We start from the raw sequence: 21,577 nt of genomic DNA, 5'->3' as shown, positions 1-21,577 counted from the left end.
ATGCGGACTTAAACCAAAGCCTCCCTGGGTCAATAACTGGCTAGTGTCCTTCGATAGTTCGCAAACGAGGGGTCCGCAAAAGTGATGCGAACTTCGGAATCGAGACACTAGCGGCATGTTCACCTTGCGCGGCGGCCGGCTCGCCGGCCCGCCCGTCGACTTTCCCGAGAGAGGGACGCGCGCCATGGCTGACATCGCATTTCGGCAGAGCAGCGTTGCCGCCGAGATCGGCACGAAGAAGCGCTCCGGTCTGCATCGCGCGCTGAAGCGGAAGTCCACGGCTGCGTTCCTGATGACGCTGCCGCTGATCCTGCTGGTCGCGATCCTCGTGATCTATCCCGCCCTCTATTCGCTGCATCTGGCGACGCTGAACAAGTCGATGACCAAGTTCATCGGACTCGGCAATTTCGAGTTCCTGTTCAAGCGGGAGACGTTCTGGTTGGTGGTCAAGCAGTCCTGCATCTTTGCCGTCACCGCGGTGATCTTCAAGGCGCTGATCGGCTTCATCGTCGCCCATTTCGTCCACAACATTCCCGCCAGGGGCCAGCGCAAATGGCGCGGCATGCTGCTGGTGCCCTGGGTCATTCCGCCGGCGATGAGCACGCTGGCGTGGCTCTGGCTGTTCGATCCCTCCTACAGCGCCTTCAACTACACCCTCGGCTTCTTCGGTATCGGACCGATCCCGTGGACCGGCGACGCCTATTGGGCGCGTTTCTCGGTGATCCTCGTCAACGTCTGGTACGGCGCGCCGTTCTTCATGATCATGTACCTCGCGGCGCTGAAATCGGTGCCCGAGCAGCTCTACGAGGCCGCCGCGATCGACGGCGCCAACTGGTGGCAGCGCATCTGGTACGTGACGCTGCCGATGATGCGCAACATCATAGCGATCACGACCCTGTTTTCGCTGATCGTCACCTTCGCCAATTTCGACATCGTCCGCATCCTGACCGCGGGCGGGCCGCTCGATCACACGCACATCTTCGCCACCTGGGCGTTCCGCGTCGGCATCGAGGGCAGCGACATCCCGCTCGGCGCCAGCGTTTCGCTGTTCATGCTGCCGATCCTGGCGATCGCGGCGATCTTCATCCTGCGCGATGTCAATAAACGCGGGAACGAGGCCTGATGAGCACAGTCACGATCGATAAGGCTGGCCCGACCCGCAAGGTCAAATATGGCAGCATGAGCCGCGACCGCGCCTGGGCGCTGCGCTGGTCGTACTTCTTCCTGATCCTGTTCGCGATCTTTTCGCTGGTGCCGCCGTTCTACATGCTGATCACCTCGCTGAAGAGCAGCGCGGAGATCTCGGCGGCGACCAATCCCTGGTGGATATTCCATCCGACGCTTGCGAACTACATCGAGCTGCTGACCTCGAACCAGTTCCTGCGCTTCTTCTGGAACTCGGCGATGGTCTCGATCCTGGTCGTCACGATCACGATGCTGATCAGCGTCCCGGCAGCGTTTGCATTGTCGCGGATGAGATTCTGGGGCTCGGCGACGCTCGCCACCGGCGTGTTCCTGACCTACCTGATCCCGGACTCGCTGCTGTTCATCCCCCTGTTCAAGATGTTCGCCACCTTCGGCGACTGGACCGGTATCCAGCTCATCAACCGCTGGTACGTGCTGGTGCTGCTCTACCCGACGCTCACCGTGCCGTTCTGCACCTGGATCATGATCGGCTATTTTGCCTCGATCCCGAAGGAGCTCGATGAAGCCGCGATCATCGACGGCGCCTCCTGGTTCCAGACCCTGACCCGGATCTTCATTCCGGTGGCGCTGCCTGGCCTGATCGCGGCGACCATCTTCGCCTTCACCGTCTCCTGGGCGCAGTTCCTCTATCCACTCGTCTTCACCACTTCAACCGACCAGCTCGTAATGCCGGTGGGCATTATCACCGCCCTGATCAAGGGCGATGTGTTCAACTGGGGGCAGATCATGACCGGCGCCCTGCTCGGCGCAGCGCCCCCGCTGATCATCTATGCATTCCTGATGGACTATTACGTTGCCGGCCTCACTGCCGGCGCCACGAAGGGTTGAAAACTCATGGCCGACGTCCAGTTGCGCAAGGTGATCAAGCGTTATGACGACGTCGAGGCGGTGCGCGGCATCGACCTCGATATCGCCGACCATGAATTCGTGGTGCTGGTCGGACCTTCCGGCTGCGGCAAGTCCACCACGCTACGGATGATCGCGGGGCTCGAGGACATCACCGACGGCGACATCATGATCGGCGGCGACGTCGTCAATGACGTGCCCCCGAAGGACCGCGACATCGCGATGGTGTTCCAGAACTACGCGCTCTATCCGCACATGACGGTCGCCGAGAACATGTCGTTCGGCCTGCGCCTGAAGCGCTACCCGAAGGAGGAGATCAGGACCCGGGTGACGGAAGCCGCGCGCATGCTCGACATCACCGACCTGATCGACCGCAAGCCGAAGCAGCTCTCCGGCGGCCAGCGCCAGCGCGTGGCGATGGGGCGCGCCATCGTGCGCAACCCGAAAGTCTTTCTGTTCGACGAGCCGCTGTCCAACCTCGACGCCAAGCTGCGTGTGCAGATGCGGATCGAGATCAAGAAGGTGCACCAGAAGGTGCGCACCACCACGGTCTATGTCACCCACGACCAGGTCGAGGCGATGACGCTCGCCGACCGCGTGGTGGTCATGAACAAGGGCCGCATCGAGCAGATCGGCACGCCGAACGACCTCTACCATCACCCGGCGACCCGCTTCGTGGCCGGGTTCATCGGCTCGCCCGCGATGAATTTCCTGCCCTGCCGATTGGAGGATGCCGGCGGGACGCTTTCGATCCGTCTCACCGATCGCATTGCCTTCCCGCTGCCGGGTGCGCGCGCGGCGCGCTACAAGACGCTCTCGCGGGACGACCGGCTGCTGCTCGGCCTTCGGCCCGAGCATATCGCCGAGGCAAAAACGCATCAGCAAGCCGGCGTCGAGGCGTTCGACACCGTGCTCGACGTCACCGAGCCGATGGGCATGGAGACGCTGGTTTATTTCACTCTGGACGGCGCGCAAGTATGTGGCCGTGTCACCCCCAATGCCGGCGCGCGGGATGGCGCCCCCTTCCGTTTGGCGATGGACCTCAACAACATGCACCTGCTAAACGAGGTGACCGGCGTCGTCGTCTGACGGCGTTAGAAGGCATCACCCAGGGCAGGAAATGACGACCAACAAGAAGAAGATTTTTGTCACACAGACGATGTCGCCGAAGGCACGGGCACTCCTCACGGAACGGGACGACATCGAACTCGTCGAGTTTCCCAACCTGATCTCGGCCAACGACTTTGAGGCGATGCTGAAGCAGCACGCGCCGGTCCACGGCGTAGCCCTCGGCGCCACGCGCTTCGGCGAGCCCGAGCTCGAAGCCTCGAAAGACATGCAGGTGGTGACCCGGATAGGCGTCGGCTACGACGCCGTCGACGTGCCCGCCTTGAGCCGCCGCAAGGTGCCGCTGATGGTGGCAGGCAGCGCGAATTCACCCTCGGTTGCCGAGCAGGCGCTGTTCATGATGCTGACGCTCGCCAAGCGCGCGCAGGAAATGCATGCGATGGTCAAGGAGGGTACGTGGGCGAGCCGGCTTGGCCAGCTCCCCTTCGATCTCTATGGCAAAACCGTGCTGATCATCGGCTTCGGCCGCATCGGCACCCGCACGGCCAAGCGCTGCCAGGCGATGGAGATGCAGGTGCTGGTCTATGACCCCTACAAGCCGGCCTCGGACATCCAGGCGGCCGGCTGCGAGCCGGTTGCCGATCTCGACGCGGCGCTGCCGCGTGCCGATTTCGTCAGCATCCATTGTCCGAAGACGCCGGAGACGGTCGGGCTGTTCAACGCCGACAGGCTGAAGCGCATGAAGCCTGCTTCCTATCTGATCAACACCGCGCGCGGCGGCCTCATCGACGAGAAGGCGCTGCATGAGGCGCTGGTATCCGGCAAGCTCGCCGGTGCCGGCCTCGACGTGTTCGAGCAGGAACCGCCGCCGGTCGACAATCCGCTGTTCAAGCTGGCCAACGTCATCACGGCGCCGCATGTGGCGGGCGTCACGGTCGAGGCGGTCGAGCGCATGAGCGAGCAGACCGCACTCAACATCCTGAGCGCGCTCGACGGCACGCCGATCCGGACCAACGTGATAAACCAGGACGTGCTCGGCTGATCCCAGACTCCGTCGCTTCCAAGCCGCCAGTCACCACGATCGATTTCTGCATTTCATTCGGAGGGCATTCCGATGGCTTTCAGGGAATACAGCGGGTACGACGCGGTCGGCCTCGCCGAGCTTGTACGCAAGAACGAGGTCACGCCGAAGGAGCTGCTTGACGAGGCGATCGCCCGCACTGCGCGTGTCGATCCCACGATCAATGCGGTGGTGGTGAAGCACTACGACCACGCCGAGCGGCAGATCGCCGACGGCCTGCCCGATGGTCCGTTCAAGGGCGTGCCCTTTCTCCTGAAGGATCTCGACCTGCTCGAAGGCACGGTCACGACGTCAGGCGCGAGCGTGTACCGGGATAATGTCGCCGACCACACCGGCACCCTCGCCCGGCGCTTTCTCGCAACCGGGGTCACGATCTTCGGCAAGAGCGCAAGTCCCGAATTCGGCCTGATGCCGACCACCGAGCCGCGACTGCACGGTCCGACCCGCAATCCCTGGAATCCCTTGCATTCCTCGGGCGGTTCGTCCGGCGGCGCGGCGGCCGCGGTCGCGGCGCGCATCCTGCCTGTTGCGCATGCGAGCGACGGCGGCGGCTCGATCCGGATTCCGGCCTCCGCCTGCGGCGTGTTCGGGCTGAAGCCGACGCGGGCACGCAACCCGCTCGGTCCCGATCGCGGCGAGGGCTGGAGCGGTTTTTCGGTCGGCCACGTCGTCAGCATCAGTGTGCGCGACAGCGCGCTCATGCTGGACGCGATCTGTGGCCCCGAGCCGTCGAGCCCCTATGTGGCGCCGCCGCAGGCGCGGCCCTATGCGGAGGAGATCAAGCGCGATCCAGGCCGCCTGCGCATCGCCTTCACCGACAGATCGCCCTATGGCGACGCCATCGATCCCGAGGTTGCGGCTGCGGTACGCGATGTCGCAGGGCTGCTGTCGAAGCTCGGCCACCATGTCGAGGAACGCGCGGTGCCGCTCGCCGCCGATCCAGCCGCGGTGATGGCTTCGATCGTCAGCGCCAATACCGCGGTCAATCTGCGCATTGCCGAGCAGCGCTTCGGCCGCGCCATGACCGACAGGGATTTCGAGGTATTGACGCTCGCCAGCGCCCATAACGGACTCAAGATGTCGGCCGCCGACTATGTCGCCGCCCAGCAGGATGCCTTCCAGATTTCGCGGGCGCTGGCGGAATTTTTCCAGGTCTACGATCTATTCCTCTGTCCGACCCTGTGCACGCCGCCGCTCAGGATCGGCGAGCTCGACACCATGGCGCAGGATCTGACGCACATCGCGCCGACGCTGCGGCGTTACATGCCCGGCACCTCCATGTTCAACATGTCCGGCCAGCCGGCGATGTCGGTGCCACTGGCCTGGAACAAGGCCGGTCTGCCGCTCGGCATGATGTTCGCGGCGCGCTTCGGCGAAGAGGCGACGCTGTTGCGGCTCGCCGCCCAGCTCGAAAGGGAACGGCCGTGGGCCGCCAGGCTGCCCCCAGTTTACGCATAAATAGCCAAAACTCAGCCGCAATCGCCCTCACCAATGGTTCCCGGCGCGCCGGTCCGCTCACCGCCTTCGCCGCAATGGGGAGACCATCATCTTGAACCAGCCCGACCCGACCGACCATGCGCTTGCGACGATCGCGAGCATCCTTGAACATTCGGAACCGCATCGCCTGGCCGAAAGGCCCGCGATCGAGGAGAGCCCGGTCACGCTGGCTCCCGAACAGGCCGACGGCTATTTCAAGGTCGGTCCCGGGCCGATGGAAGCGATCCGCTTCAGATGGACGGTTCGCCATGGCGACGACGGCGCCTACTATGTCGACGAGACAATCGGCCAGAATTCAGTGCCGGCGATTTCCGGTCCGATGAGCCTGGACGCCGCGGTCCGCATGGTTGACCAGCGCGAAAGCGCGGCGCGGCTGCGCTTCGAGGAGCTCAGGAGCGAGATGGCCAGCCGCAGCGAGGCTGCGCTGCTGGCGCGCAGCGAGGCCGGCGAGAGCTAACCCTCGCCGCGCGGCGGACCCAGAAAGTCCTTCTTGACGAGCTCGACCCCTGCGTGGCGCAGGATGTCGTAGGCCGTCGTCACGTGAAAAAAGAACTGTGGCACGCTGAACGACAGCAGCAGCGTGCGTCCGGAGAATGTGCGCTCCCTCCCGTTCCTGAACCGGAAGATCACCTCGCGATCGGCGGCGCCATCGATCGCCTCGCGCGGCAGGCTTTCGAGAAAGCCGATCGCGGCGGCGACGCGGGATTTCAGCTCGCCGAGATCAAACCCTGCCTCGGCAAAGCCGGGCGGGTCACGGCCGGCCAGCAGCCCGCAGCCGACCACCGCGTGGCGGACCGCTTCCGCAACCTGCTGCCTCAAATCGTACATGTTGGGATAAAGCCGCATGCCAAGCAGCACGGCGGGGTCGATGCCCTTCGATTCCGCGTAGGCCGTCGCGCGATCAAGCAGGCTGGACAGGTTGTGCAGATACGGCACGAACACGCCAACGGACGCCTCGTGCATCGAAAGGCTCACCGTGTTTCTCCCGCCCCTCGCCTGTTGCTGCGATCTGGTCTAGACGATCGACGGCAGGCTGTCATCGCAATTCCCCGCCAGGAAAGTATCATGCTCCGGAAATGGATCGTCCCGATCGCTGCGCTCTTGCTCGCCACTGCGGCGCAGGCGCAGCAAGCCACCCGCCTCGACGACATCATCAAACGCGGCACATTGCGGGTCGGCATGACCGGCGACTACCGGCCCTTCACCTATCTCGACAAGGAAAGCGGCCAATTCCGCGGCTTCGACGTCGACATGGCGGAGGCGCTGGGCAAGGCGCTCGGCGTCAAGGTTGAGTTCGTACGAACCGCGTGGCCGCAACTGACCAGGGATTTCGAGGCTGACAGGTTCGATATCGCCATGGGCGGCGTCTCGATCACGCTGGACCGCCAGAAGAAGGGCGCCTTCTCGATTCCCGTGATGCGCGAGGGCAAGACGCCGATCGCACGCTGCACCGATGCGGCGAAATACGAGACGATCGCCGGCATCGACCAGGCCGGCACGCGCGTCATCGTCAATCCCGGCGGCACCAACGAGCGTTTCGCGCGCGCCAACGTCCATCACGCCGAGATCAAGGTCCATGACGACAACGTCACCATCTTCGACGAGATCGCAAGCGGCCATGCCGACGTGATGATGACCGACGCCTCGGAGACGCGCTACCAGCAGAAGCTGCACGCCGGCGTGCTCTGCGCCGTTCACCCCGACAAGCCGTTCGACTTTTCGGAGAAAGCATACTGGCTGCAACGCGATGCTGCATGGAAGGACTTCGTCGATCAGTGGCTGCACATCGCGTTTTCCGACGGCAGTTTCAAGAAGATCTATTCAGCCTGGTTCGAGTAGACTGCAGCGGGCTGCGACCGCCGGACGGATCGGTCGTTTTCGGACTTCGTCTCCGCGCGCCACTCGCGTGGCGGCCATGCTCGCCTGTATAAAGCGGGTCATGTCCGATTTTGCCAACCGGTACGAGGCCTTCCGACGCCGCGATCCCGCGCTCGACGGCGTCGTCTTCGTGGCCGTGAGGACAACCGGGGTTTATTGCCGGCCGGTTTGCCGGGCACGCACGCCGCTGGCGCGCAATGTCTGCTTCTACCCGAGTGCTGCGGCGGCGGAACGTGCGGGCTACCGGCCTTGTCTGCGCTGCCGTCCCGAGACCGCCCCGTTCTGCCCCGCATGGAAGGGTACGCGGACCACGGTCGAACGGGCACTGTCGTTGATCGAGGCCGGCGCACTCGACCAGGGCGGCGTCGAGGCGCTGGCCGGCCGGCTGGGGATCGGCACGCGCCATCTATCGCGCCTGTTCGCCGCCCATCTCGATGCATCGCCGGCGCAGGTCGCGCAGTCGCTTCGCGTGCAGCGCGCCAAGCGCCTGCTGGATGACACCGATCTTCCGGTCACCGACATCGCGCGGAGCGCCGGCTTTTCCAGCTCACGCCGCATGAGTGCTGCGTTCGTCAATCTATATGGACGCCCGCCATCTGCTTTTCGGGGCCACTCATCATCGCGCAAGGGAAATCCATGGCTAAGACCTACGGCACCGTGAGCACCGAGCGGAGAGAGGAATTGAGCGGCATCGCGTTCGTGCAGGGCCTTGTCGACGGCTCGCTGCCCCTCAACACCTTTGCACGAACGCTCGGCTACGACATCACGGAGGCCTCAAGCGGAAGGGTCGTCATCACCATGCAGCCCAGGGACGATCAGCTCAATCCGGCCGGCACCGTGCATGGTGGCGTGGCCGCGACGCTGCTCGACAGTTGCATGGGACTTGCGATCTGGACGACGCTGGAAAAAGGCGTCAGTCAGACCACGCTCGAATTCAAGATTTCGCTGGTCCGTCCGATCACGCCGGGAATGGGGACGATCAGGGCCGAAGGCGTGGTGCTCAATCGGGGACGCCGGATCGGTACCGCCGAAGGCCGGATCACGGATGAGGGTGGACGGCTGCTCGCCCATGGCACGACCACCTGCATGATCTTCCAGCCGTGACCCGCGCCACCGGCCTAAAGCCGGGTTCGCAACACGCGTGACTGGCCGCGTTGAACCAATCCGGCTAGCCTGCGAACTAATCATGGAACGTGATCCAGATCACGCTTTGAACCATGGTCGAGGTCTAGGATTCCTTGAGAGGAATTCTCGCTCAGGAGATCACGATGAAGACGCTGTTGGCCATCGCGGCGCTTGTGCTGGCGAGCAGCGCCGCGCAGGCGCAATACACCTTCGAGTATGGCGGCCGCACCATCCGGATCGATCCCGATCGCGGAACGGTCTCGATTCCCGGCGTCTACGACAATACCGGCCGGCGTTCGAAGAAGGCCCGCGGCGAGCAGACCGGCGACAAGCCGCAGAAGCAGCAGCCACCCCAGGAGGCCAAAGTCGACCCACAGGCCCCGCCTCAAGCGAACGCGCCACCGCCCGCGCCTGCCCCGGCAGCTCCCGCGGTTCAGCAGGCGGCACCGACGCCGGCCAATACGCAGCCGATACCCACGCCGCCAACCGTCAACGCGCAACCGACGGATACGGCTGTCGCGGCGCCATCCGCTCCTGCGCCGCAACCGCAGCAGGCTGGCATTCCGGCACCCCAGCCCGCGTCACCTGCCCCGCCTCCCGCGACGGTGGCCGTCGCACCGGCGTCGCCGTCTCAACAGGCACCGGCAGCGGCGCGCGACCTCAACTCGCCCGTCGGCGTCTGGCTGACCGAGGAGAAGGAAGGCAAGGTCCGGATCGAGCAATGCGGCACCAATCTGTGCGGCTATTCGGTCGATGCGAAATCGAACGCCAATGGCGAGCAGGTGTTGATCAACATGAGGCTGGGCAGGGACCTGAAATGGAACGGCCGCATCCTCGATCCCAACACCGGCTCGACCTATGACTCGACCATCGCGCTGATAGGGTCCAATACGCTGCGCGTGCAAGGCTGTGCGTTCGGCGGCATGTTTTGCGGCGGCCAGACCTGGACCCGGGTAAACTGACTTTTCGTTTTCCCTGCGCCGAAGGCGCCGCCCTCGCGGCGCCTTTTGCTTTTGTGCGGCCTGAGCGTACGCCAGATCACGCCGCCTCAGGCTTTGCAGCCAATGCGTTCGAGGCAAGACCAAGCGAGCGGTGTTACGCGTGACCACCATCACATCCGCCGCGGCGCCGCCGTGCCACCTTGTGCGTGTTCAATCACAGGGGCACGCCATGGGACATTTCAGCAAGCTCTTTTCCACTACCCGTCTGGTCGCGCTGCTGGCGCTGACGGCTGCAACGCCTGCCGCCGCCTCGACCTTCGACGGGACCTGGAGCGTGCAGATCGCCTCGTCAGGCAACGCCTGTCCGAGCAGCGCCAGCGTCTCGCTCGGCATCAGCAACGGCCAGATTGCTTCCAACACCGCCATGGTGAGCGCATCGGGCCGCGTTGCCGAGGCCGGCACCATCAGCGTCACGCTGACGAGCGGCATCAAGCGCGCCATCGGCTTTGGTCACCTGTCGGGCACGTCGGGCTCCGGCACCTGGCGCGCCGCGATGTGCTCGGGCACCTGGGTGGCGCAGCGGATATAGGGCCGCCACACTGGAATCACGAGTTTGCTAGCGTCCTTTCGAATCCGAAGTTCGCTAGGTGCCGGTCGCGAAATGTTGCGAACTTCGGATTCGGGACACTAGCCGACCGGCGCAAAATATTCGGCGTCGGTGACATGCTCCATCCAGGTCGAGTAGACGCCGTCGAGCGCCTCCTGCATGGCGATGTGGGTCATGCTGTTGTTGGGTGAAGCGCCGTGCCAGTGCTTCTCGTTCGGCGGAATCCAGACCACGTCGCCCGGCCGGATCTCACGGATCGGGCCACCCTTGGCCTGCACCCGCCCCACGCCCGAAATCACGTAGAGCGTCTGGCCGAGCGGATGGGTGTGCCAGGCGGTGCGCGCGCCGGGCTCGAACGAGACGCGGGAGCAGTTCAGCCGCGCCGGCGCCGGCGCCATGTTGATCGGGTCCTGCAGCACCGTGCCGGTGAAATTCTCCTTCGGCGCACGCCGCGTCGGCCGCGAGCCCGCAAGATGGATTTCCATCGCTTGTCTCCCTTGTATTCGCTTGCTGTTATTTCTTGGACGCGGCGTAGCGCGCCTTGGTCTCGGCATTCATCGGATAGAGCCCCGGCAGTTGCGCGCCATTCTTCACCTCATTGACGATCCAGCCTTCCATCCGTTCCTGCTCCGGGCCTTCGCTGAGCACGTGGTCGAGCAAGGCCTGCGGGATCAGGACCGCACCGTCCTGGTCGGCAACCACGATGTCGTTCGGAAACACCGCGACCCCGCCGCAGCCGATCGGCTCGCCCCAGCCGACGAAGGTGAGACCGGCGACCGAGGGCGGCGCCGCATAGCCGTTGCACCAGACCGGCATGCCGGTGCCGAGCACGCCCTCGACGTCGCGCACCACGCCATCCGTGACCAGCGCCGTGACCTTGCGCTTGACCATCCGCGCACAGAGGATGTCTCCGAAAATCCCGGCATCGGAGATCCCCATCGCGTCGACCACGGCGATGCAGCCTTCGGGCATCGCCTCGATCGCGGTGCGGGTCGAGATCGGCGACGACCAGGATTCCGGCGTCGCGAGGTCCTCCCGCGCGGGGACGAAGCGCAGCGTGAAAGCCGGGCCGACGAGACGCGGCAGCCCCGGCTTCAACGGCCGCGTGCCGCGCATCCAGATGTTCCGCAGGCCCTTCTTGAGCAGGATTGTGGTGATGGTGGCGGTCGTGATGTGCGACAGCGTCTTGATGGCGTCGGGGGACAGGGACATCGAAAAAGCGGGCTCCGGTGGAATAATTTCGCGGCGCCATCTTGCGGTGCTGGGGGAGCGCGTCAAGGGCGAGAATGGCCTCACCGATCACAACATCTTATCGGTGACGAGTAGATTAATTTATTGAAGTTGCAGCGTCATTTGCGTGCATTCAAAAACAGGCTAGCTTGCGCGCGCGAAAGTACATGCCATGGTCGAGACCCTCACCCCGCCCCGCCTTTTGCCGAGTGGCGATGCCGCCATCACGGTTGAGTTCAGCCGTGACATCGACGATGCCGCCAATGAGCGGGTGCTGGCGCTGGATCGGGCAGTCGCCGAGGCCAAAATCGTCGGCGTGACCGAGACCGTGCCGACCTATCGCTCACTGCTGGTCCATTACGATCCGACCATGATCGGCTTTGCGGCCCTCGGCGCAAAACTGTCCGCGCTGGCGGAGCGCCCCTCGCCGCCTTCGTCGAAGGCCCGGCGCTGGCGTGTGCCGGTGGCCTATGGCGGCGAGCACGGCATCGACCTCGAGGACGTCGCCAAGGCTCTCAATACGACGCCGGACGAAATCGTCCGTCGCCATACCGAGCCCGTCTATCGCGTCGCCATGATCGGCTTTACGCCGGGCTGGTCCTATCTCAGCGGGCTCGTGCCGTCGCTTCAGCTCTCGCGGCGGCACGCGCCGCGGCTGGTGACGCCATCAGGCACGATCTCCATCGGCGGGGTACAGACCGGCATCCAGTGCATTTCCGGCCCCAGCGGCTGGCACCTTCTGGGACGCACCCCGGTGCGCACCTATCAGCTCAATCGAAATCCCACGTTCCTCCTGGAACCCGGTGATCGCGTTACGCTTTTCCCCATCGACGCCACGGCCTTTGCGGAGCAGGACAGGGCCGCGGAGGCCGGCGAGATCATCGCCGAATTGATCGCCGCATGAGCAGTACCGCCGATTTGAAGTCCACCACTACTCGGCTCGTGGTCGCATCGATCGGGCCGGCAAGCTCCGTTCAGGACGGCGGCCGGCCGGGCGCGCAGCGCTACGGGCTCGTGCCGAGCGGCGCCATCGACCGGCTGGCGCTCGCGGCCGCCAACACGCTGGTCGGCAACAAGCCCTTTGCCGCCGCGGTCGAGATCAGCCCGTTCGCGGCCTCCTTCACTGCGCGCGGTGGCGCGGTGAGGATTGGTCTTGCCGGCGCGCCGCGCAGCGCCGACATCGCCGGTCGCGCGATCGCGGTCGACAGCTCGGCCACGCTTGCGGATGGCGAGACGCTGACGCTTGGCTTCGCCCGCGGCGGCTCGTTCAGCTATCTCGCGCTCGAAGGCGGCATCCTGGGCGAACCGACCTTTGGAAGCCTCGCGGTCAACGCGCGCGCCGGGCTCGGCAGCCCCTACCCGCGGCCACTTCAGGCTGGCGATGAACTGACGACGGCCGCCGCCAGCGGCGCCGCCGAGCGCCGTATCGAACTGCCCCCCGCCGACACAGGTCCGATCCGCGTTGTGTTCGGGCCCCAGGACGATGAGTTTTCCGATGAGGCCAAGGCGCTGTTCCTCGACAGCGAGTGGAAGATTTCCGCAACCAGCGACCGCATGGGCTTCCGGCTCGAAGGCCCCGCGATCAAACATCTGCACGGCCACAACATCGTCTCCGACGGCACCGTGAACGGCAGCATCCAGGTGCCCGGCAACGGCATGCCGATCGTGCTGATGCCGGACCGCGGCACCAGCGGCGGCTATCCCAAGATCGCAACCGTGATCTCGGCCGACTTCGGGCGCTTTGCGCAAATTCCGGCGGGAAGCGGATTCCGCTTCAAGGCGGTCAGCGTCGCCGAAGCGCAGGAGGACGCCAAGCAGTTCGCGGCGCTCTTGCGCGCGCTGCCCGATCGGCTGGGCGACCTCAGCGGCCGCGACCTCAACCTCGACGCACTCCGCGATGCTAATGTCGCCGGCAGCGCCGTGAGCGCGGTCGACGCCGGAACCTGGCAGATTGCACGCACGCCGGAATAGGCCTTCCCCAGAGGACAAAGCCCATGACATCAATCGATCTCAACTGCGATCTCGGCGAAAGCTTCGGGCCCTGGGAGATGGGCAACGACGCTGCCATGATCGAGCTTGCGACCAGCGTCAACATCGCCTGCGGCTTCCACGCCGGCGACGCCGACATCATGCGCAAGACCGTCGATCTCGCGAAGGCGCGTGGGGTCAGCATCGGCGCCCACCCCGGCTACCGCGACCTGCACGGCTTCGGCCGCCGCCCGGTTCCCGGATTGACGTCTGCGGAGATCGAGAACCTCGTCGCCTACCAGATCGGCGCGCTGCAGGCGATCGCGACCGCGGCCGGCCACAAGGTCACCCACATCAAGGCGCATGGCGCGCTGTCGAACGTCGCCTGCGAGGACGACATGACGGCGAAGGCGATCGCGAGCGCAATCAAGGCGGTCGATCCCAATCTCGTCTTCGTGGTGCTTGCCAACTCGAAGCTGGTGAAGGCCGGCGAAGCCGCCAACCTGCCGATGGTGCACGAGGTATTCGCCGACCGCGCCTATGAGGACGACGGCAACCTGGTCTCTCGGCGCAAGCCGGGCGCCGTGCTGCACGACGCGAAGCAGATTGCCGATCGCGTGGTGCGGATGGTGCAGGATGGCGCGGTGGTGTCCGTGACCGGCAAGGTGATCAAGATGCGCACCGATACCGTCTGCATTCATGGCGATACGCAGGGCGCCGTCGAGATCGCCCGCGGCGTGCGGCAGGCGCTGAAGGAAGCCGGAATTGCGGTTGCGCCGTTCAAGCGCGCGACGTGAAATCCATCGCGTTTTCGAGCGAAAGCCTGCCCCGGACACGATCCGGGGTGGGCACCGGTTCGCGTGAAGAAAACGCGTCAGAACAAAAACTGGAGAACCGGTTCTGGCTCCATCAAAACCGCAAATGCTCTAGAACGGATGCACCGAGAGCGAGCCGAACACGACACCGGCAATGACGGCCAGGGCGCCGAAGAGCGCGAAGAGGTGAATGCCAGCGCTGCCACGCCCCGAGAGGGATCGCGCGTAGAGATGCAGGCGGGCTTCCGCCGAGAGTTCGCGCAAGGTGGATCTCCATCGCCCCATGACACAAAATCAAGTACGCCTCGCCGCCGCCTGCAAGACATCACGGCAAATAGCGATGACGCCCCTTTCAAACGGGCCCCGCGCAGCCGAATATTCTTCGCGACCGAGTCCGCTGAGAATTTTATTCGGCAGGATTTGAGGTGATTGGAACCGTGCTGGGCGTGAGGGTGCGCCCCGAACCTCCCATCACTTTGGAACCGGCGCAGCTGCGGCCGCGATATTGCGGGCTCCGGAACTCGCTGCCGGATCGGTATCGGGTCGACAATCTCACCGCGCGAATTCGCAGGATGTGGAGCGGTTCACATTGGAATACCGCGGTCCGCGCTATGTTTGTCCGGGACGGGCTCAATTGGCTTGTTCCAACGCGGCAGTATGGTAGCTTGTCGCGTGCGAATTGAAGTTTCTGCGGATCAAGGCGTCCGCCCCTAACACCGCCATTTGCGGTGTGCGGAGACCCAGATCATGGGTGAAATTCGCAAGTTGAAAGCCAGCAGAGGTGGTGATCCCCCGCGAGAGTCGACGCCGCGTCGCCTCGCTGCGATCGTCGCTGGCGATATCGTCGGCTACAGCCGCCTCATGCAGATCGACGAGGAGGGAACGCATGGTCGCGTCAAGCGGATCACGCGCGACCTCATAGAGCCGAGCATCGCCGGGCACCATGGGCGCCTCGTCAAGACCACGGGCGACGGGTTCATTGCGATCTTCGACAGTCCGGTCGAGGCGGTCCGCTGCGGCATCGTCATCCAGCAAAACATGGTTGGGCGCAACGCCGCCATGCCGAAGCACCATTGGATCGAGTTCCGGATCGGGGTGAATCTCGGCGACGTCATCATCGAAGAGGACGACGTCTATGGCGACGGCGTCAACATTGCCACCCGTCTCGAAGGCATTGCCGATCCCGGCCAGGTCTACATCTCGGGCGGCATCTACGAGCAGATCAAGCACAAGCTGGTCTGCGGCTACGAGTCGCTCGGCGATCGCAAGGTCAAGAACATCACCGACCCGGTCAGGGTCTACCGCGTGCTTCCGGATCCCGCCGCCTTCAACAGGGCGCGGCAGCGACGCGAGAATCTTCTCATTTTACTACTGAGTGTCGTCTTGCTGATCATCGCGGGCGGTGCGCTCTGGTACCTCGTCTGGGGACCGCACGGTTCGCCAGCCAATCGCGCGTCGGTCCCCGCCGCGCCGGAGGTGCAGAAGGCGCTTCCGCCGCTCGCCTCGAAACAGCCGCAACCCCAGCCCCCCGCCGTGGCCCCGCAGGCGGTGCCCCAGGTCCAGCCGGCGCCTCAGGTCCAGCCAGTGCCTCAGGCACATTCGGCGCCTCCCGCCGTACAATCGGCCCCGCCGATCCGCGAACCCGCGATGACCGCCATAAATGGCGGCAGCTTCACGATGGGCAGCAACGAGGATGCGACCGAGAAGCCTCCCCACAAGGTCACCATCAAGCCGTTCGCGATCGGCCAGTATCCGATCTCCGTTCGTGACTGGAACCAATGTGCCGCGGCAAAGGCATGCGCATTCGTCGCCTCCGGCAAGGACGATGCGCCGGTCACCAATGTGAGCTGGACCGACGCAAAGCAGTTTGTCGCCTGGCTCGCGGGCGCAACGAAAAGGCCTTATCGGCTGCCAAGCGAAGCGGAGTGGGAATATGCGGCGCGCGGCGGCACACAAACGAAGTACTGGTGGGGCGATCAGCTTCAATCGGGCCTCGCCAACTGCAAGAATTGCAGTGAGACCGCCGCCGCCGAGCAGCCGCTCAAGGTCGGCAGCTTCAAGCCAAATCCGTTCGGGCTGTTCGACATGGGGGGCAGCGTCGACCAGTGGGTCGAGGATTGCTGGCACAAGAATTACCAGGGCGCACCCGCCGACGGCTCGGCCTGGGCCGAGGCCGATTGCGGCTCACATGTCATTCGATCCGGCTCATGGAAGAATGATGCGCAGTATGTCCGGCCGTCGAACCGCGACAGTTACGACACCAACGTGCGATATCCGACTCACGGTTTCCGCGTCGCATTGCCCTCCACCGAACGCTGAAGCTGGAGCGTCAAGGGAAGGTGCGTCATGAAGGTCGCCCGGCTGATCACCCTGCTCGTGGTGCTGACCTGCCCGTCACTGCCCGCCTTCGCCCAGGGAAAGCCGGCGCCAAAGGATGCCCTCCTCTACTTCATATGGCCGCAGGATGGCGCGACCATCAAAGGCGGATTCTGGTGCCGCTTCGGCCTGCGCAACATGGGGATCACACACGCGGGCGACGACTTTCAAAACAGCGGCCACCATCATCTCTTGATCGACGTGAACGAGCCGCTCGATGCCAACGAGCCGATCCCACAGGACAAGTCGCACGTTCATTTTGGCGCGGGCCAAACCGAGGCGCGGATCGAGCTGCCGCCGGGAAAACATACCCTGCAACTGGTGCTGGGCGATGCCAGGCATTATCCGTTCACCCCGCCGATCGTTTCGCAGAAGATTGCCGTCACGATCAAATAGCCGGGCTGGCTCCGGGCGCGCGCTTCGCCAATGATTGCGCCGGGAGCGTGGCCTAGAGCATGATCCGGAAAAGTGTGCAGCGGTTTTCCCTCGCGACAAACGCGGAACGCGTTTGCGCGGAGATCATGCTCAATCAAGAACCTAAAGCGCGATGGTGATTCAACCTGATCCCATCGCGCTTTAGTAGACATCCTGCTGGAATCGGCCTTTCTTCTTCAAGTCGGCGACGAAGCTGACGGCCTCGTCGGTCGAACGGGCGCCGAACTGGGCCACGATATCGACCAGCGCGCGCTCGACATCCTTGGCCATGCGCTTGGCATCGCCACAGATATAGACATGCGCGCCCTCGGCGAGCCAGTTCCACAATTCGCGGCCGACCTCGCGCATGCGGTCCTGCACATAGAACTTCTTCTCGCCGTCGCGCGACCAGGCGAGCGACAATCGCGTCAGCAGACCCGCGGTCTTCATGGCGTTGAGCTCGTCGGCATAGAAGAAATCATAGTCGCTGCGCTGATGGCCGAAGAACAGCCAGTTCTTGCCTGTCGCGCCCGTCGCCTTGCGGTCGAGCAGGAAGGCGCGGAACGGCGCAATGCCGGTGCCGGGGCCGATCATGATGATCGGCGTCTTCGGGTCCTGCGGCAGGCCGAAGCCGTGCGCCTTCTGCACATAGACCTTCAGCCGCTCGCCTTCCCCAATGCGCTCGGCGAGGAAGGTCGAGGCGACGCCGAGGCGCTGGCGCTTGCCGATCACGTAGCGCACGCAATCGACTGTCAGCGACAGTTTTCCGGGGGTGGCGTTGTGGGAGGAGGAAATCGAATAGAGCCGCGGCTGCAGCGGCTCCAGCGCCTCTACGAAGGCCTCCGGATGCGGCCGCACATTGGGAAATTTCTGCAGCACCGCCATGACGTCGAGCGTGGCTGCATCGCCATCAGGGTCTTCGCCCTGTGCCATCGCGCGCGCCTTCTCGCGCTGGGCACCGCCGGTGAGGTAGGATAGGAGCTCGAACAGCGAGTCGGGCGCGGGCGACAGCGAGACGTCCTCGGTCAGCGCCTCGCGCAGCGTCTTGCCGTTCACCTTCGTCGTATGGGAGGCGCCGAGCAAGGCGATGATCTGGTCGACCAGGCCAAGATCGTTCTGCGCAAAGATGCCGAAGGAATCGCCGACGACATAGTCGAGCCCGCCCTCGGCGAGATCGAAATCGATGTGCCAGGTCTGCTTTTCGGAGCCCTTCTTGTTGAGCAGGCGGCGGGACAGAAAGGTGGCCTCAACCGGATTGTCGCGCGAGCGGCCGGGCGCGCTGATCGTCGCCGTGACGGCCACGGCCGGCACGACGGCGGGCACAGGCTTTGCGGCCGGTGCCTTGTCGAGCTCCTCATGGAGCTGCTTCAGCATCCGCGCGGTTTCCTTGCCGCCGGGGACGCAGAGATTGAGCCGCGCCTCGCTCCTGCTCGCGATCGCGTCGGAATAGTCGCTGCAATTGTAGCCGCACTGGCCGCAATCCTGCTGTGCCATCGCCGCCATCATCCGCCGTCGTAGAGGGCGGCCTTCGGCGAGCGTCATCCGCTCGGCGATCGGCAGCGTCTGGTCGTGCCAGGGCGCGTCGCCGTCGTCGCCTTCGGCGGCCCCCTCCATGACGGCGGCGCCCTGCTCCGCTGATAAGGGCGTCGTCACCGCGCCATCACTGGAAAGCAGCCCGACGAAAAAGCCGTTCAGCCAGGACCGCTGCGCTTCGGAGAACGGCGCAGTGGCCGGGATGACCTCGATTTTCGGCGGAGGCGTGATCTGGTTCATGTGGACACCTCGGCCTCGGTGAGCCTGCGCAAGGCTTCGCCGTCATGGCGGCGCGCGAAAGCAAGGAACGTTTCATCGGGCGAGGCGCGGTGCGCGAGATAGGCCTTCAACAGCCGCTCCACCGTCAGCGGCGCGTCCTCCGCCCTGAGGTCGCGATAGACCTCCTGTCCGATCTCGGCATCGGGGCCGAAACCTCCGCCGGCAAACAAGTGATAGCCCTCGACCGTCTCGTCGGTGTCGCCAACAGCGACTTTCGCCGCAATCAGCCCGATGTCGCTGATGTAGTGCTGCGCGCAGGAATGGTGGCAGCCGGTGAGATGAATGTTCAGCGGGGTATCGATCGCGACGCGGCTTTCGCACCAGTCGGCTATGCGGGCCGCGTGCAGCTTGGTGTTGGCGGCTGCGAACTTGCAGCCGGTGTTGCCCGTGCAGGCGACAAGGCCGGCGCGGATGGATGATGCTTCGGTCGAAAGTCCTGCCGTCTTGATCGCGGCGACCGCGAGCGCGACGTTCTGATCGCGCACCCCTGATATCAGCAGGTTCTGCCACACGGTCAGCCTGATCTCGCCGTCACCGAGATCGGCGGCGATCTTCGCCAGCGCGCGCATCTGCTCGCAGGTGAGCTTACCCACGGGCAGCACGACGCCGATCCAGTTCAGCCCCTCCTGCCTCTGCCGGTGCGCGCCGATATGCGCCATGCGGTCGCAAGGAGGCCGCGCGGCGATCGCCTCGTCAGGCACGCGAACCAGCTTGCGGCCGAGCTTCTCCTCGACCGCAGCCATGAACTTGTCCACGCCCATCGCATCCAGCACGTATTTCAGGCGCGCCTTCAGGCGGTTGGTGCGGTCGCCTCTGTCGATGAACACCCGCACGATGGCGTCTGCGACGATGGTCGCCTCGTCCGGCCTGACGATGATGCCGGTCGCCTTGGCGAAATCCCTGTGACCGGTGATGCCGCCGACGCCGAGCCGGAACCACACGCCGGCCTCGACGCCGAAGCCGTCCCTCACCTCGACCGCGGAAAACGCGATGTCATTGGTGTCTTCGAGCGCGGCGATGGTGCCTGCGCCGTCGAAGGCGACGTTGAACTTGCGGGGCAGGCCGTAAAGCGAACGGTCGTTGAGGATGTGATAGTGCCACTCGCGTGCATAGGGGCGCGTATCCAGAAGCTCCTGCGGATCGATGCCCGCCGTCGGCGTGCCCGTGACGTTGCGGATGTTGTCGGCGCCGGAGCCGCGCGAACAGAGGCCGAGATCCTGGATGCCCTCGATCAGCTCGGCGGCGTGCTTCGGTGCGACCTCGCGAAGCTGCAGATTGGCGCGCGTGGTGACGTGCGCGTAAGGCCCGGCCAGCCGTTCGGCCAGATCGGCAAGGCCCGCAAGCTGCCAATGCTTGAGGATGCCGTTCGGAAGCCGCAGCCGGCACATGTAGGAATCCTGCGCGGGCGCGACATAGAACAGGCCGAAATAGCGCCAGCGGAAATTGTCCGCCGCCGAAGGCGCGGCGTTGTCGCGCGCCTGGGCTTTCAGCCGCGGATAGGCATCGAAGGGGTGCTCCTCGCGTTTGACCCTCTCCTGGTCGGCGAGCTTCCGGCCAGCGGCGACGACGCGGTCCTGCGCCTTGATGTGCGCAGCGTCGGGTCCGCTTGGCTCCGCGGCCGGCTTGCTCGCGCTGCCGCCGCCAAGGCCGCGGCCACTGCGGCTGGCCTGCAGGCCCGACATGAAGCCCTCGAGGTAGCGCTTCTGCTCGTCGCTGAAATCGGTCGACGTTGCTGTTTCAAGCTTCATGATGGGGCGATCACTCTGCGGCGGCATGCACGGCGGCGGACGGGGCGGGCACAGCCTGCCGCGCCGGCTTGTAGGTCGAATAGAGCGCAAGGCCAGTGAAGACGAAGCCGCCGACGAGGTTGCCGAGCGTGACCGGAATCTGATTCCACACCCACCAGTCGGCGAGGCTGACCTTGGCGCCGAGCAGCATCCCGGTCGGGATGATGAACATGTTGACCACGGCATGCTCGAAGCCGAGCGCGAAAAAGGTGAAGATCGGCAGCCAGGTCGCGGCGATCTTGCCGACCGTCGACGTCGAGGTCATCGCCATCACGACGCCGAGGCAGACCAGCCAGTTGCACAGGATGCCCTTGACGAAGACGCTGACCATGCCGGCGCTGCCGAGCGCGGCATTGGCGACGGTCTTGGCCTCAGCGACCGCAACGATGCGGGCGGCGACGCCGACCACGTCGGTCTTGCCCATGTTGGTCAGCGCGATCGCGATCAGGACGCCGAAGGCGACGCTGCCAAGCAGGTTGGCGAGGAAGACCCAGGACCAGTTGGCGAGCACCGCGCTCCAGGTCGCTCTACCCTCGAAACGCGCCAGCGGCACCAGCGCGAAGCTGCCGGTGACGAGCTCGAGTCCGAGCAGCACGATCATCACCAGGCTGACCGGAAAGATGAGTGCGCCGACCAGCGGCTGGCCCGTCGTCACTGCGCCGGTGAAGGCGAGGGTGGTGGCTGCGCCCAGGAGTGCGCCCGAGAGCGCGCCCCGGACCAGAAGGTCGCGCGGGGCCAGCTCCAGCTTCCTCACGCCGGCGTCGATCATCGCGGCAACAACGTCGGCAGGTTTCGCGTAGTCCATGTCGGGGCTCCATGCCACGCCAGCGCGTGGTCAGAACGAGGGATAAGCGGCGTGCGATCACCCGTGTCGTCGCGGGCGATCCGGTCAGCCTCGTTGCTGCGGAAATCCACCTTGGGTCGGG

The 21,577-nt window shown here is 65.0% G+C and carries 23 protein-coding genes; 16 read left to right on the top strand and 7 right to left on the bottom strand.

What is annotated here, in order from left to right; translation table 11 throughout:
* Positions 1–184: 184 nt before the first annotated feature.
* The 6 genes from QOU61_RS18885 (at position 185) to QOU61_RS18860 (ending at position 6,155) form a co-directional block, all read left to right on the top strand.
* Entirely contained in the window at positions 185–1,123 is a 939-nt protein-coding gene (locus QOU61_RS18885) for a carbohydrate ABC transporter permease (protein ID WP_289652716.1), read from the top strand.
* The gene (locus tag QOU61_RS18880) at positions 1,123–2,034 is read left to right on the top strand and encodes a carbohydrate ABC transporter permease (protein ID WP_289652715.1); all 912 of its coding nucleotides are present in this window, start codon (positions 1,123–1,125) and stop codon (positions 2,032–2,034) included. The genes QOU61_RS18885 and QOU61_RS18880 overlap by 1 nt, the downstream gene beginning before the upstream one ends.
* A 6-nt stretch (positions 2,035–2,040) precedes the next feature.
* The gene (locus QOU61_RS18875; RefSeq protein WP_289652714.1) at positions 2,041–3,141 is read left to right on the top strand and encodes an ABC transporter ATP-binding protein; all 1,101 of its coding nucleotides are present in this window, start codon (positions 2,041–2,043) and stop codon (positions 3,139–3,141) included.
* A gap of 31 nt (positions 3,142–3,172) precedes the next feature.
* Entirely contained in the window at positions 3,173–4,162 is a 990-nt protein-coding gene (locus QOU61_RS18870) for a hydroxyacid dehydrogenase (protein WP_289652713.1), read from the top strand.
* Positions 4,163–4,234: 72 nt separating this feature from the next.
* On the top strand, positions 4,235–5,659 hold the full coding sequence (locus tag QOU61_RS18865; protein WP_289652712.1) for an amidase: 1,425 nt from the start codon (positions 4,235–4,237) through the stop codon (positions 5,657–5,659).
* A gap of 91 nt (positions 5,660–5,750) precedes the next feature.
* A complete protein-coding gene (locus QOU61_RS18860) occupies positions 5,751–6,155 on the top strand; it encodes a hypothetical protein (RefSeq protein ID WP_289652711.1) in 405 nt (134 codons plus the stop codon).
* Here QOU61_RS18860 and QOU61_RS18855 read toward each other — a convergent pair.
* Positions 6,152–6,661, bottom strand: a complete 510-nt coding sequence (locus tag QOU61_RS18855) for a DUF1993 domain-containing protein (RefSeq protein ID WP_289661600.1) — start codon at positions 6,659–6,661, stop codon at positions 6,152–6,154. The genes QOU61_RS18860 and QOU61_RS18855 overlap by 4 nt on opposite strands.
* 102 nt (positions 6,662–6,763) lie before the next feature.
* Between QOU61_RS18855 and QOU61_RS18850 the strand changes: the two genes are divergently transcribed.
* The 5 genes from QOU61_RS18850 (at position 6,764) to QOU61_RS18830 (ending at position 10,231) form a co-directional block, all read left to right on the top strand.
* Entirely contained in the window at positions 6,764–7,537 is a 774-nt protein-coding gene (locus tag QOU61_RS18850) for a transporter substrate-binding domain-containing protein (protein ID WP_289652710.1), read from the top strand.
* Between the two features lie 100 nt (positions 7,538–7,637).
* Positions 7,638–8,237, top strand: a complete 600-nt coding sequence (locus tag QOU61_RS18845) for a bifunctional transcriptional activator/DNA repair enzyme AdaA (protein WP_502876965.1) — start codon at positions 7,638–7,640, stop codon at positions 8,235–8,237.
* Positions 8,213–8,680 (top strand): PaaI family thioesterase, encoded by a 468-nt coding sequence (locus QOU61_RS18840; RefSeq protein ID WP_289652709.1) that lies wholly within the window; start codon positions 8,213–8,215, stop codon positions 8,678–8,680. Before QOU61_RS18845 ends, QOU61_RS18840 begins: the two co-directional genes overlap by 25 nt.
* Before the next feature lie 164 nt (positions 8,681–8,844).
* On the top strand, positions 8,845–9,663 hold the full coding sequence (locus QOU61_RS18835) for a DUF2147 domain-containing protein (protein WP_289652708.1): 819 nt from the start codon (positions 8,845–8,847) through the stop codon (positions 9,661–9,663).
* A gap of 208 nt (positions 9,664–9,871) precedes the next feature.
* The gene (locus tag QOU61_RS18830) at positions 9,872–10,231 is read left to right on the top strand and encodes a hypothetical protein (protein ID WP_289652707.1); all 360 of its coding nucleotides are present in this window, start codon (positions 9,872–9,874) and stop codon (positions 10,229–10,231) included.
* Positions 10,232–10,329: 98 nt separating this feature from the next.
* On the opposite strand, the gene QOU61_RS18825 is transcribed toward QOU61_RS18830, so the two are convergent.
* Positions 10,330–10,734 carry a (R)-mandelonitrile lyase gene (locus QOU61_RS18825; RefSeq protein ID WP_289652706.1) on the bottom strand — a complete coding sequence of 135 codons (405 nt, stop codon included), beginning with the start codon at positions 10,732–10,734 and terminating at the stop codon, positions 10,330–10,332.
* A gap of 28 nt (positions 10,735–10,762) precedes the next feature.
* Positions 10,763–11,461: a ribonuclease activity regulator RraA gene (locus tag QOU61_RS18820; RefSeq protein WP_289652705.1), complete on the bottom strand. Its 699-nt coding sequence runs from the start codon at positions 11,459–11,461 to the stop codon at positions 10,763–10,765.
* Positions 11,462–11,651: 190 nt separating this feature from the next.
* Here QOU61_RS18820 and pxpB point away from each other — a divergent pair, with 190 nt between their 5' ends.
* Genes pxpB through QOU61_RS18805 form a run of 3 tightly spaced genes read left to right on the top strand, consistent with a single transcriptional unit; the run spans position 11,652 to position 14,244 of the window.
* Positions 11,652–12,383: a 5-oxoprolinase subunit PxpB gene (gene pxpB, locus QOU61_RS18815; protein ID WP_289652704.1), complete on the top strand. Its 732-nt coding sequence runs from the start codon at positions 11,652–11,654 to the stop codon at positions 12,381–12,383.
* A complete protein-coding gene (locus tag QOU61_RS18810) occupies positions 12,380–13,450 on the top strand; it encodes a 5-oxoprolinase subunit C family protein (RefSeq protein ID WP_289652703.1) in 1,071 nt (356 codons plus the stop codon). Before pxpB ends, QOU61_RS18810 begins: the two co-directional genes overlap by 4 nt.
* Before the next feature lie 23 nt (positions 13,451–13,473).
* Entirely contained in the window at positions 13,474–14,244 is a 771-nt protein-coding gene (locus QOU61_RS18805; protein ID WP_289652702.1) for a LamB/YcsF family protein, read from the top strand.
* A gap of 129 nt (positions 14,245–14,373) precedes the next feature.
* Here QOU61_RS18805 and QOU61_RS18800 read toward each other — a convergent pair whose 3' ends face one another.
* Entirely contained in the window at positions 14,374–14,526 is a 153-nt protein-coding gene (locus QOU61_RS18800) for a hypothetical protein (RefSeq protein WP_289652701.1), read from the bottom strand.
* Positions 14,527–15,009: 483 nt separating this feature from the next.
* Here QOU61_RS18800 and QOU61_RS18795 point away from each other — a divergent pair, with 483 nt between their 5' ends.
* Together QOU61_RS18795 and QOU61_RS18790 are read left to right on the top strand one after the other, a co-directional pair.
* The gene (locus QOU61_RS18795; RefSeq protein WP_289652699.1) at positions 15,010–16,581 is read left to right on the top strand and encodes an SUMF1/EgtB/PvdO family nonheme iron enzyme; all 1,572 of its coding nucleotides are present in this window, start codon (positions 15,010–15,012) and stop codon (positions 16,579–16,581) included.
* Positions 16,582–16,608: 27 nt separating this feature from the next.
* Complete coding sequence (locus QOU61_RS18790; protein ID WP_289652698.1) at positions 16,609–17,034, top strand: DUF4399 domain-containing protein; 426 nt, start codon at positions 16,609–16,611, stop codon at positions 17,032–17,034.
* A gap of 180 nt (positions 17,035–17,214) precedes the next feature.
* Here the strand turns inward: QOU61_RS18790 and QOU61_RS18785 are convergent, their stop codons facing one another.
* The 3 genes from QOU61_RS18785 to QOU61_RS18775 are packed head-to-tail and all read right to left on the bottom strand — an operon-like array spanning position 17,215 to position 21,456.
* Positions 17,215–18,825: a sulfite reductase subunit alpha gene (locus QOU61_RS18785; protein WP_289652697.1), complete on the bottom strand. Its 1,611-nt coding sequence runs from the start codon at positions 18,823–18,825 to the stop codon at positions 17,215–17,217.
* Positions 18,822–20,612 (bottom strand): NirA family protein, encoded by a 1,791-nt coding sequence (locus tag QOU61_RS18780; RefSeq protein WP_289652696.1) that lies wholly within the window; start codon positions 20,610–20,612, stop codon positions 18,822–18,824. The genes QOU61_RS18785 and QOU61_RS18780 overlap by 4 nt, the downstream gene beginning before the upstream one ends.
* Positions 20,613–20,622: 10 nt before the next feature.
* Positions 20,623–21,456 carry a formate/nitrite transporter family protein gene (locus QOU61_RS18775; protein WP_289652695.1) on the bottom strand — a complete coding sequence of 278 codons (834 nt, stop codon included), beginning with the start codon at positions 21,454–21,456 and terminating at the stop codon, positions 20,623–20,625.
* Positions 21,457–21,577 lie beyond the last annotated feature (121 nt).

It is taken from the genome of Bradyrhizobium sp. NP1 (genome assembly GCF_030378205.1).
Classification (GTDB): Bacteria; Pseudomonadota; Alphaproteobacteria; order Rhizobiales; family Xanthobacteraceae; genus Bradyrhizobium.
This window is presented reverse-complemented; position numbering and strand designations above follow the sequence as displayed.

Coding starts and splice junctions, on each gene's coding strand:
- QOU61_RS18885 (WP_289652716.1), top strand. CDS start 185: ATGGCTGACATCGCATTTCGGCAGAGCAGCGTTGCCGCCGAGATCGGC.
- QOU61_RS18880 (WP_289652715.1), top strand. CDS start 1,123: ATGAGCACAGTCACGATCGATAAGGCTGGCCCGACCCGCAAGGTCAAA.
- QOU61_RS18875 (WP_289652714.1), top strand. CDS start 2,041: ATGGCCGACGTCCAGTTGCGCAAGGTGATCAAGCGTTATGACGACGTC.
- QOU61_RS18870 (WP_289652713.1), top strand. CDS start 3,173: ATGACGACCAACAAGAAGAAGATTTTTGTCACACAGACGATGTCGCCG.
- QOU61_RS18865 (WP_289652712.1), top strand. CDS start 4,235: ATGGCTTTCAGGGAATACAGCGGGTACGACGCGGTCGGCCTCGCCGAG.
- QOU61_RS18855 (WP_289661600.1), bottom strand. CDS start 6,661: ATGCACGAGGCGTCCGTTGGCGTGTTCGTGCCGTATCTGCACAACCTG.
- QOU61_RS18850 (WP_289652710.1), top strand. CDS start 6,764: ATGCTCCGGAAATGGATCGTCCCGATCGCTGCGCTCTTGCTCGCCACT.
- QOU61_RS18845 (WP_502876965.1), top strand. CDS start 7,638: ATGTCCGATTTTGCCAACCGGTACGAGGCCTTCCGACGCCGCGATCCC.
- QOU61_RS18840 (WP_289652709.1), top strand. CDS start 8,213: ATGGCTAAGACCTACGGCACCGTGAGCACCGAGCGGAGAGAGGAATTG.
- QOU61_RS18835 (WP_289652708.1), top strand. CDS start 8,845: ATGAAGACGCTGTTGGCCATCGCGGCGCTTGTGCTGGCGAGCAGCGCC.
- QOU61_RS18830 (WP_289652707.1), top strand. CDS start 9,872: ATGGGACATTTCAGCAAGCTCTTTTCCACTACCCGTCTGGTCGCGCTG.
- QOU61_RS18825 (WP_289652706.1), bottom strand. CDS start 10,734: ATGGAAATCCATCTTGCGGGCTCGCGGCCGACGCGGCGTGCGCCGAAG.
- QOU61_RS18820 (WP_289652705.1), bottom strand. CDS start 11,461: ATGTCCCTGTCCCCCGACGCCATCAAGACGCTGTCGCACATCACGACC.
- pxpB (WP_289652704.1), top strand. CDS start 11,652: ATGGTCGAGACCCTCACCCCGCCCCGCCTTTTGCCGAGTGGCGATGCC.
- QOU61_RS18810 (WP_289652703.1), top strand. CDS start 12,380: ATGAGCAGTACCGCCGATTTGAAGTCCACCACTACTCGGCTCGTGGTC.
- QOU61_RS18805 (WP_289652702.1), top strand. CDS start 13,474: ATGACATCAATCGATCTCAACTGCGATCTCGGCGAAAGCTTCGGGCCC.
- QOU61_RS18795 (WP_289652699.1), top strand. CDS start 15,010: ATGGGTGAAATTCGCAAGTTGAAAGCCAGCAGAGGTGGTGATCCCCCG.
- QOU61_RS18790 (WP_289652698.1), top strand. CDS start 16,609: ATGAAGGTCGCCCGGCTGATCACCCTGCTCGTGGTGCTGACCTGCCCG.
- QOU61_RS18785 (WP_289652697.1), bottom strand. CDS start 18,825: ATGAACCAGATCACGCCTCCGCCGAAAATCGAGGTCATCCCGGCCACT.
- QOU61_RS18780 (WP_289652696.1), bottom strand. CDS start 20,612: ATGAAGCTTGAAACAGCAACGTCGACCGATTTCAGCGACGAGCAGAAG.
- QOU61_RS18775 (WP_289652695.1), bottom strand. CDS start 21,456: ATGGACTACGCGAAACCTGCCGACGTTGTTGCCGCGATGATCGACGCC.